Source organism: Streptomyces sp. SID3212 (assembly GCF_009865405.1).
Taxonomy (GTDB): domain Bacteria; phylum Actinomycetota; class Actinomycetes; order Streptomycetales; family Streptomycetaceae; genus Streptomyces.
The window spans coordinates 1-2,820 of record NZ_WWJY01000078.1; the positions used below are offsets into that span (position 1 = coordinate 1).

Below are 2,820 nucleotides of genomic sequence, written 5' to 3' on the forward strand. Positions count from 1 at the left end.
GGGCTTCTCCGCCGGATGCGAGGGCCGGTGCGTCCGGGGTGCGGGCCGCCTGCCGGGCCACCAGCGCGGGCAGCGAGGCGGGGGCGGGGGCGGCGGGTCCCGCCGACTCGGCGAGCAGCTGCCCGCGCATGGCGCCCGGCACGAGGTCGATGTCACCGACGAGCGCGGTGGGATCGGTGGTGATCCGCCGCAGGAGTTCGACGTAGCACTCGGTCCAGCGGGCCACGACCCGCGGGTCGAAGACGTCGGTGCGGAGCCCGAAGCTGCCCTCCATGCCGTCGTCGCAGTCCTTCACCACACCGACGAGGTCGTGTTCGCCGCCGGTGTGAATGCGCTCGGGCTCCGCGAACTCCTTCATCACGGAGACGCTGGGCTGCTGCGTCAGGTGCATGAACACCCACTGGTACAGCGGGGCCCGGCCGGCGCTGCGCTCCGGGGCGGCGGCCGACACGATCCGGCCGACCGGGACGTCCGCGTTGGCCATCAACTCGGGGAAGTCGACGGCGAATCCGGCGAGCACGTCGGCGAAGGAGCGGTCGGACCGCACCCGCCACCGGGTCGGGACGGCGTTCATGACGTACCCGATGACCTGGTCGAGTCCCTTGGCCGCGCGGTTGGCGATGGGGGTGCCGAGGATCAGGTCGTCGGCGCCGCTGACCCGGTGCGCGAGGACGGCGAAGGCCGCCATCAGGACGACGTAGACGGAGGCACCGCGCTCGCGGGCCAGGGCGCGCACGGCGGCGGCGGTCCGCGCGTCGATGTGGAAGGGGACCTGGGCGATGCCGTCTCCCGAGGTGACGGGGGTGCCGCCGCCGCCCGGCACGGTGAGCGGCCCGGGCGGGTCCGCGAGGTAGCGGCGCCAGAAGTCGAGGCGGGCCCCGAAGACCCCGGACTCCGCCAACTCGTCCTGCCAGGACGAGAAGTCGGCGTACTGGACGGCGGGCCGGGTCAGGGGCGGCTCCTTGCCGTCGCGCAGGGCTCCGTACGCCTGGGCGAACTCGTTCTGGAGCACGTCGAACGACCACCAGTCGCTGATGGTGTGGTGCAGGCTCAGCATCAGCGTGGAGCGCCGCTCGTCGACCCGGACGAACCGGGCCCGGATCAGCTTGTCCCTGCCCAGGTCGAAGGGGCGGGCGCGGAAGGTCTCGAAGGCCTCGTCGATGGTCGTGTCCGTACCCCGCAGGTCCTCGCGCTCCAGGTCGAAGGGGCCGTCGTCGGGGAACTCGACCCGCAGCCCGCCGTCCTCGTCCGTCCTGATCCGGGTGCGCAGGATGTCGTGGTGCCGCTGGATCAGGGTGAGGGCCGCCTCCAGGTGCGCCGGGTCGGCGGGGCGGTCGAAGTGGTAGGCGGAGCACAGGTTGAGCGCGGCCGTGCCGGGATAGAGCGAGTCGTACACCCACAGGTCGTGCTGGGCGGGGCTCAGGGGCACCGGCCTGCCGGGGTCGCGCGGGGGTATGACGGCGGGTATCTCGCGGGCGCGGCCGGCCTCCAGGAGGCGGCGCATCAGGCGCACGCGCTGCTCCCGGCCGAGGGCGCCGAACCGGTCGGCCATGGAAGGGGTCACCGCGGCGGTCGTCGCGCGGGACAGGGTGGGGGCAGTCATCACAGAGTCTCTTTCAGTTCGGCCAGCCGGTGCAGTCCGGCCAGTACGTCGTCCCGTCCGATTCCGAAGTCGATGAAGCAGGCGACCTCGTCGACGCCCAGCTCGGCCAGATCGGCGAGCATCTTGGCGCAGTGGCCGGGTGAGCCGAGGAGACTGCCCCAGCTCAGGTAGCGCTCGAACGCGAACTCGGCGAGCATCGCGGCCTGTTCGTCGGTGAGCCGCGCGGTCGCGGCGTCCGCGGACCGGTTGGCGGCGGTCTGGCGGACGTACGAGGCGAGGTAGGCCCGCAGGGGCGCGCCGGCCTGGCGCCGGACCTCCGCGTCGTCCGTGCCGACGTAGGTGTGGGCCATCAGGGTGACCCGGCCGTGCGCGTCGGTGCCCCGCTGGTCGGGGGCCTCGGCGCAGGCGGCGCGGTAGCGGGCGATCCGGTCGGCGAGTTCGTCCCTGGTCTGGCCGACGGTCGCGCCGAGCACTCCGGCGCGCAGCCGTCCGGCGGCCTCCCAGGTCTCCGGGTTGCCGGACGTGGTGATCCACAGGGGCAGGGTGTCCTGGACGGGCCGGGGCTGAGGCACGACGGAGACCGGGGTGCCGGTGCCGTCGGGGTACTCGGCGGGTTCGCCCGCCCACAGGGCACGCAGCCGGGGCACGGTCTCCAGGGCGGTCCGCCTGCGGTCCGCGTACTGCTCGGGGGCGAGGGTGAAGTCCTTTGAATGCCAGCCGGTGGCGACGGACAGGCCCACCCTGCCGTGCGAGAGGTTGTCGACGACGGCCCAGTCCTCCGCCACCTTCAGGGGGTGGTGGAGCGGGAGGACCACACTGCCGGCGCGGATCCCGATCCGCTCGGTGGCGACGGCGAGCGCCGCGCCGAGCACGGGCGGGCTGGGGAACACCTGTCCCACCTGCTGGAAGTGGCGTTCGGGGGTCCAGATGGCGTGGAATCCGAGCCGGTCCGCGGTTCTGGCCACGGTGAGGATGTCCTCGTACGTCTCGGCGTGCCGGGTCTCCCCGGCGGTGGTGCTGTCCGCACCGAAGAACATCACACTGAGGTCCACTGCCACTCCTCCTGTTGCGTGCCGGGCCGGTTCGGGGTGTCGTGCGGTCGTGCCGGGGTCTCGTGCGGTCGCGCCGGGGTCTGGTGCTGTCGCGGCACCCGGGGGCGGCGTGTGATGGGGGCCACCGCGGGTCCGGTCCCGGCGGCGGGCCGCTCCAGCTCGGCG

At 73.6% G+C, this 2,820-nt stretch carries 3 protein-coding genes; all 3 read right to left on the bottom strand.

The annotated features are described in order from the left end of the window. The coding region (locus GT042_RS02720) for a condensation domain-containing protein (RefSeq protein WP_161307095.1) at positions 1–1,603 on the bottom strand (1,603 nt) is incomplete at its 3' end. Next, on the bottom strand, positions 1,603–2,655 hold the full coding sequence (locus tag GT042_RS02725; protein ID WP_161307096.1) for a MupA/Atu3671 family FMN-dependent luciferase-like monooxygenase: 1,053 nt from the start codon (positions 2,653–2,655) through the stop codon (positions 1,603–1,605). The genes GT042_RS02725 and GT042_RS02720, both read right to left, overlap by 1 nt. Further along, the coding region (locus tag GT042_RS38640) for a hypothetical protein (protein WP_237530418.1) at positions 2,640–2,820 on the bottom strand (181 nt) is incomplete at its 5' end. The genes GT042_RS38640 and GT042_RS02725, both read right to left, overlap by 16 nt.